We start from the raw sequence: 7,184 nt of genomic DNA on the forward strand, positions 1-7,184 counted from the left end.
ACCGGTAGCGGACAGATTCCTCGACAGCTCGCTCATGCGCCCCTACGGTGCTGGGAAAGCGTTTGCCATCCGCCCTCGCTCGCCAAGGATCCGCCATGTCCGCCTTGTCCAGCTCGCCGCGGCGGCGCCTCGCCGCCGTTGTTCTCGCCACCGTGACAGCCCTCTGCGGTACGACGTACGCGTCGGCCGGACCCGCGCCGACCGAGGGTGCGCAGAGCCGGCCACGGCTGGAACGCCTCGATCGCGGCCTGGTCGCGACGACAACGACCGAAGGCGTGTTCCTCAGCTGGCGACTGCTCGGCAGGGAGGCCACCGGCGCCGGCGACCACGGGCTGACCGGCGCCGACTTCAACGTCTATCGCGACGGCAAGCGGATCGCGACCGTCACCGACAGCACCAACTATCTGGACAAATCAGGTGCACAGAGTTCGCAGTACCGGGTCGTCTCGGTGGTCAACGGTCACGAGATCCACCGCAGCGACGCGGTGTCGCCCTGGACCGCCGGTTACACGGAGCTGCCGCTGCGCAAGCCGGCCGATGGCGTGACGCCCAAGGGCGAGGCGTACACCTACTCGGCGAACGACATGAGTGTCGGCGACGTGGACGGCGACGGACAGTACGAGTACGTCGTCCTGTGGAACCCGTCGAACGCCAAGGACGTGTCCCAGGTCGGCTACACCGGCAACGTCTACCTCGACACGTACGAAGCCGACGGCACGTTGCTCTATCGCCTCGACCTCGGCGTGAACATCAGGGCGGGCGCGCACTACACCCAGTTCCTCGTCTACGACTTCGACGGCGACGGCCGGTCGGAGCTGATGCTCAAGACCGCGCCCGGCACCAAGGTGATCACCTACCACCGCGACGGACGGGTGAAGTCCGAGCGCTACATCACGATGCCCGCGGCGGATCGCCGGGCCGGCTACTCCCACCAAGACGATTACCGGGTCAGCTCGGCCGACTACTCCGAACACCTGGTCGACCTGTTCCAGCGATGGGATCGGCAACCTGAGGTGGTCGCCGGTCAGTGGCCCGCGACCCTCGAAGCGGCCTTCGGCATCGAGCCGCGGTACGAGTACCCGCTGTCCCGCGCCGACGCGTCCGCGCTCGTCGACTACTTCATGGATGTCTACGCACCAAGCCGCAGCACCCGCAACCAGTTGCGCTCCTTTGAAGGCTTCATCCTGAGTGGTCCGGAGTACCTCACTGTCTTCGAGGGGCAGACCGGCAGGGAGCTCGAGACCGTCCGCTACCAGCCCGGTCGGACCGATGACGGGCTCCGGTGGGGTGACTACGCGATGGCGCGGATCGAGCCGGGCAACCGGGTCGACCGCTTCCTGGCAGGCGTCGCCTATCTGGACGGTTCCCGCCCTTCCGCGGTCTTTGCCCGCGGCTACTACACGCGTACGACGCTGGCGGCGTACGACTGGAACGGCCGGCGGATCACCACGCGGTGGTTCGTGGACAGCGGCTGGACGCCGATGACGAACCCGTTCAACGACGGCCCGCACGGGCGCGACGGAACCGATCCCGAGTATGGCTCCATCACGACCCAGGGGTTCCACTCGCTCAGCGCCTCGGATGTCGACGGCGACGGCAAGCAGGAGATCGTCTACGGCTCGGCGACGATCGACGACGACGGCAGCGTGCTCTACAGTTCCGCCGACGTCCTGCCGCCGGGGAGTGCCGACCCTGGCGCGGTCGCGCGGCTCGGGCACGGCGACGCGATGCACGTGACCGACATCGATCCGCAGCGTCCTGGTCTCGAGATCTTCACCGTGCACGAGGGCGGGACGTTCGCGCCGTACGGGTATGCCTTGCGAGACGCGAAGACCGGTCAGGTGATCTACGGCGAGTACTCCGGCCGGGATACCGGGCGCGGCATGATCGGCGACATCGTGCCGAGTGAACCGGGCCTGGAGACGTGGGCGATGCGCCTGCGTACGGCGGACGGCGACGCGCTTGGCACCGCCCAACCGGGCACGAATCAGAGCATCCGGTGGGCCGCGAACATGACCACGCAGATCGTCGACGGATCCGGAACCGTCACGCCGACGATCAAGGACTGGCAGCGTGGCACCCTCCTGACAGCCACCGGCACGCTGACGAACAACGGCACGAAGGGCAACCCGTCACTGGTCGCGGACGTGTTCGGCGATTGGCGTGAGGAGCTGCTGGTGCGTACGGCGGACAGCAGCGCGATCCGGATCTATCTCAGCACCGAGGTCACGGACCGCAAGATGTACACGCTGATGCACGATCCTCAGTACCGGGCCCAGGTCGCGCGGCAGAACACGTCGTACAACCAGCCGTCCTACCCGGGCTTCTACCTCGCGTCCGACACGGACTGGTCGAAGGTTCCGCTGCCCGGTCGCCGGTAGTCCGTTCACACATAACCTCTCGAAGACTTATGTGTCGTCACCCCATGGCTGGGGTCTGACCGGATTCCTAGAGTCTCCGGCATGGCTACCCGACGTCGTGCCCTTGTCACCGGAGCTGCGTCCGGTATCGGAGCCGCGTGCGCCCGGCGCCTGACGGCTGACGGCGTCCACGTCATCGCAGTCGACTACGACGCCGCCGGACTCGAAGCGCTCGAACGCGTGGAGCACGTTGTCGCCGATCTGGCCGACCTGGAGCGGCTGTCGGACCTGCCCACGGATGTGGACATCCTGGTGAACAACGTGGGTGTCCAGCAGGTCGCACCGGTCGAGCAGTTCCCGCCGGAGCGGTTCAGCTACATGGTGCGGCTCATGCTCGAGTCGCCGTTCCGTCTGATCCGTCAGACCCTTCCACACATGTACGGCGCCGGCTGGGGCCGAGTGGTCAACATCAGCTCGGTCCACGGACTCCGGGCCAGCCCGTTCAAGGCGGCGTACGTCGCTGCCAAGCACGGACTGGAGGGACTCAGCAAGGTGGTCGCACTGGAGGGTGCGGCCCACGGCGTGACCAGCAACTGTGTGAACCCGGCCTACGTCCGTACGCCGCTCGTCACCGCACAGCTCGCGGACCAGGCGGCCTCCCACGGTCTGACCGAGTCAGAGGTGCTGGAGAAAGTCATGCTCGAACCGGTCGCGGTGAAGCGGCTGATCGAGCCGGACGAAGTGGCGGAGCTGGTCGCGATGCTGTGCGGTCCCGCCTCCGCCTCCATCACGGGGAGCTCGTTCGTACTCGACGGCGGCTGGACCGCCCACTAAGCAGCTCAGGAGAGCCCGTCATGACAGCAACACAACCGGTCCAAACCCGTACGCCGATCGTCCGGGTGGTCGGCGCGAGTCTCGTCGGCACGACCGTCGAGTGGTACGACTTCTTCCTGTACGGCGTGGCCGCGTCGGTGGTGTTCGGCGAACTGTTCTTCCCCAAGGGGGAGGAGCTCACCGGCACCCTGCTGAGCTTCGCCACCTTCGCGGTCGGGTTCTTCGCCCGTCCGATCGGTGGAGTGGTGTTCGGCCACTTCGGTGACCGCCTTGGCCGTAAGAACCTGCTGGTGCTCTCCCTGCTGATGATGGGCGTCGCCACGTTCGCCATCGGCCTGTTGCCGACGTACGCACAGGTCGGTGCACTCGCTCCGATCCTTCTCACCGTGCTGCGGCTCATCCAGGGCTTCGCGCTCGGTGGAGAGTGGGGTGGTGCCGTACTGATCGTGTCGGAGCATGGTGATCCGGCACGACGCGGCTTCTGGGCGTCCTGGCCGCAGGCTGGTGCTCCTGCGGGACAGCTGATCGCCAACGGCGTACTGGCCGGACTGGCTGCCTTCCAGTCGGACTCCGCCTTCAACTCGTGGGGCTGGCGCATTCCGTTCCTGCTGTCCGCCGTACTGGTGCTGGTCGGCCTGTGGGTGCGGCTGCGGATCGAGGAGTCGCCGGTGTTCAAGGAGGCGCGGGCGAAGCAGGAGCCCACTGACAAGCTGCCGCTGCTCGAGGTGATCACCCGCTACCCGCGGGAGGTGCTGACGGCTATGGGTGCACGGATGGCGGAGAACGTCAGCTACTACATCTTCACCATCGTGATCGCGACGTACGCGAAGGAACAACTGGGCTTGGGCAAGTCGTTCGCGCTGAACGCCGTACTGATCGGTGCGGCCGTGCACTTCTGCGCCATCCCGCTGTGGGGTGCCCTGTCCGACCGGATCGGTCGGAAGCCGGTGTACCTGATCGGTGCCTTCGGCGTCGGCGTGTGGGCCTTCGTCTTCGTCGCACTGGTCGACACGAAGAACTTCGTCCTCGCCACACTGGCTGTGACGGTCGGACTCGTGCTGCACGGTGCGATGTACGGGCCGCAGGCATCGTTCTTCACCGAGCTGTTCGGTACCCGGGTCCGCTACTCCGGTGTCTCGGTGGGCTACCAGCTCGCGTCGATCATCGCGGGCGGCCTGGCACCGTTCATCGCGGTGGCACTGCTCAAGGCGTACGACTCCGGCTATGCGATCGCCGTGTACGTCGCAGCCTGCGCAGTCATCTCCGTCATCGCCGTCACGTCGTACTCCGAGACACGCAAGCGGGACCTGACCACCGTCTAGGTGGCATCATCGCGAACGTGGAGGAGTTGCTGCGGCTGCTGGCCGAGGGTGCGCCAGGCAGCGAGCTGGCCCGGGCGGCGGGGGAGGACGCCGTCGCCCGGGACCTCGCCCTGCGGATCCGGGCCGGCATCGACGCCAGCAAGAAGCGTGAGGCGGAGCTGTCCGCCCTGGTCGACGTCGCCCGCGAGCTCGCGTCGGCCCGCGACCCGGGCGGCGTACTGGACACCATCGTCCACCGCGCCCGCACTCTGCTCGGCGCGGACGTGGCCTATCTGACCTTGTACGACGAGGCACGCGGCGACACGTACATGCGGGCAACGGACGGCTCCGTGTCGGCGGCCTTCCAACAGGTGCGGCTCCCCCTGGGCGCGGGACTCGGCGGTCTGGTCGCGGAGACCCACAAGCCCTACTGGACCGCCGACTACCCCGCTGACCAGCGTTTCCGCCACACCTCCCACATCGACCACGCGGTCGGGGAGGAAGGACTCGTCGCCATCCTCGGTACGCCGCTCATCGTCGACGGAGCGTTCGTCGGCGTACTGTTCGCCTCCAACCGGACTCGCCGGCCGTTCAGCCGCGAGGAGGTGTCGCTGCTTGGTTCTCTCGCGGCGCTTGCGGCCGTGACGATCGTCCAGGTACGCGCGGCCGCCGAGACCGCGGCCGCGCTCGACCAGCTCTCCGAGGCCCACGCCGGGACCGAGCACGCGGCCGCCGCACACGACCGGTTCGCCGACATCGTCCTGTCCGGTGGTGACGTCGACGCGATCGCCGCCGCGCTGGCCGAGCTCCTCGACGTGTGGGTCGTCCTGGTCGATGCTGTCGGCAACGAACTGGCCGTCGCCGGTTCACCCGACCGCTCCGCCGTACCGTGGCAGGAGTCCGAGTCCGGCCGGCTGACCCGCATCGGCGACTGCTGGGTCGTCGCCGCGACCGCGAAACGCGAACGCCTGGGTGCCTTGGTGATCGGGGGTGTCGACGACCTGTCCGGCGCGGACCAGCGCATCGTCGAACGAGCCGCCGTGGTCACCGCCCTGGTCCTTCTCTTCCGCCGTCAGGCCGCGGAGCAGGCGCAGCGCGCCCAGGCCGACCTCCTGTCCGACGTACTCAGTGGCAACGCTGATGCGCGGGCACTGACCGACCGCCTCCGCCTGCTCTCACCGAGCCGTCGTCATGACCACTTAGTGGTAGCCGTCTGCCGTGGCGACCATTCCGCCGTACGTGCTCGGATGCCTGCGCCGTTGGAGAGCCGGCTCGTCCTGTCAGGTCCGTACGCCGGCGACCTCGTACTGTTGCTCGCTGCACCAGACCCAGTCTCCGCTGCACGTGGCCTTGCCGACGTGGCGAAGCGCACCGGAGTGACCATCGCTGTGACCGGTCCGGTGGCCTGGGGCGCACCACTGGTCGAGGCGCACCGGCAGGCGGCCCGCCTAACGACGACCATGGTGCGCCTGGGCCGCGGTGGCGAGTCCGCGACGCCGGACGACCTGGGCGTCGCCGGATTGGTCGGTGCGGGGGAGGTCGACGTACGGGCGCATGTGGAGCATGTGCTCGGGTCGGTCCTGCAGTACGACGCTCAGCGGGGGACTGATCTGGTCGGCACGCTGCAGGCGTACTTCGCCGCGGGTCAGAGTCCGACGCGCGCAGCTACCGCGTTGCACATCCACCCCAACACGGTCCAGCAGCGCCTGGATCGCATCAGCGCGCTCCTCGGCGACGGTTGGCAGCAACCGGACCGCGCACTGGATCTGCAGGTCGCACTTCGCCTGCACGCCGCTCTCGGCTGAAGCCTGTCATCCGTTCGTACGACGCACGTCGTACGAACGCTGCTCCGTGTCGGTTGAACGATCGCTTCTGTCACCCGTTCACCCGCTGTGACGAACCACGGCGTGTCGACGATCATTTGTGACACAGAGTGCTTGCCTCGCCGCCTGGTCCAGGCCGGGGATCTGACTTCCGGTTGGACCACGACGACGGTACCGGTCATACCGACCGGGCTCGGAATGGGGAGATTGTGAACGACACATCGGTGGACCCGCGCGCGGGATCGAAGAGCTCACGTGCGGTCGCGCTGCGCGGAGGAGTCGGCGCGCTGGCGCTCGTGCTGGGCGGCGCAACCCTCGCGATGGCTCCTTCGGCCTCGGCCGGCGGCGACGTCATCAACGGCAACCCGACCTGCGAAAGTCTGATCCCGGGTTCGACCGAGATCAAGTTCAAGCCGACCCCTGGTACGAAGACCGCGGACGGCGTGACGGTCACCTGGACCGTGCGCATCCTGACGGCGGACGACCCGGACCACCCCGGTGACCAGACCGGCGGCCAGGTGGTTGCCTTCACCGCCGTGGGCGGCACCGTGCTGGCCGTTCTGGTCAAGGGCGGTCCGGCGGTGAACTACTACAACTACCGACCGAACGGGACCATCGCGGGCGCAGGCCTGCACGCGCCGGTGAATTCGAGCAACCAGAAGTACTACGACATCAGCGGCGTCAACTTCTGCGTCGCCAAGCTGACGACCACGCCGACCCCGTCCGAGACGCCGAGCGAGACGCCGGCGGAGACGCCGAGCGAGACGCCGTCGGAGACGCCGAGCGAGACGCCGTCGGAGACGCCGAGCGAGACGCCGTCGGAGACGCCGAGCGAGACGCCGTCGGAGACGCCGAGCGAGACGCCG

5 protein-coding genes are annotated in these 7,184 nt (G+C 68.0%); all 5 read left to right on the plus strand.

Annotation, left to right across the window (positions count from 1 at the left end):
• The first annotated feature begins 95 nt into the window (after positions 1–95).
• A complete protein-coding gene (locus tag AB0F43_RS15690) occupies positions 96–2,381 on the plus strand; it encodes a rhamnogalacturonan lyase (RefSeq protein ID WP_360476047.1) in 2,286 nt (761 codons plus the stop codon).
• 81 nt (positions 2,382–2,462) lie between these two features.
• Positions 2,463–3,194, plus strand: coding sequence for a 3-hydroxybutyrate dehydrogenase (locus AB0F43_RS15695; protein WP_360476050.1), 732 nt, complete (start codon positions 2,463–2,465; stop codon positions 3,192–3,194).
• 20 nt (positions 3,195–3,214) lie between these two features.
• Positions 3,215–4,516, plus strand: coding sequence for an MFS transporter (locus AB0F43_RS15700; RefSeq protein ID WP_360476052.1), 1,302 nt, complete (start codon positions 3,215–3,217; stop codon positions 4,514–4,516).
• 17 nt (positions 4,517–4,533) lie between these two features.
• Positions 4,534–6,300: a helix-turn-helix domain-containing protein gene (locus AB0F43_RS15705; protein ID WP_360476055.1), complete on the plus strand. Its 1,767-nt coding sequence runs from the start codon at positions 4,534–4,536 to the stop codon at positions 6,298–6,300.
• A gap of 227 nt (positions 6,301–6,527) precedes the next feature.
• Positions 6,528–7,184: hypothetical protein (locus tag AB0F43_RS15710; protein WP_360476058.1), on the plus strand; the 657-nt coding region annotated here is incomplete at its 3' end.

It is taken from the genome of Kribbella sp. NPDC023972 (assembly GCF_040639075.1).
In the GTDB taxonomy this organism is placed as follows: Bacteria; Actinomycetota; Actinomycetes; order Propionibacteriales; family Kribbellaceae; genus Kribbella.

What these genes read in the sequence shown, in the direction of transcription:
- AB0F43_RS15690 (WP_360476047.1), top strand. Translation starts at nt 96, where the DNA reads ATGTCCGCCTTGTCCAGCTCGCCGCGGCGGCGCCTCGCCGCCGTTGTT.
- AB0F43_RS15695 (WP_360476050.1), top strand. Translation starts at nt 2,463, where the DNA reads ATGGCTACCCGACGTCGTGCCCTTGTCACCGGAGCTGCGTCCGGTATC.
- AB0F43_RS15700 (WP_360476052.1), top strand. Translation starts at nt 3,215, where the DNA reads ATGACAGCAACACAACCGGTCCAAACCCGTACGCCGATCGTCCGGGTG.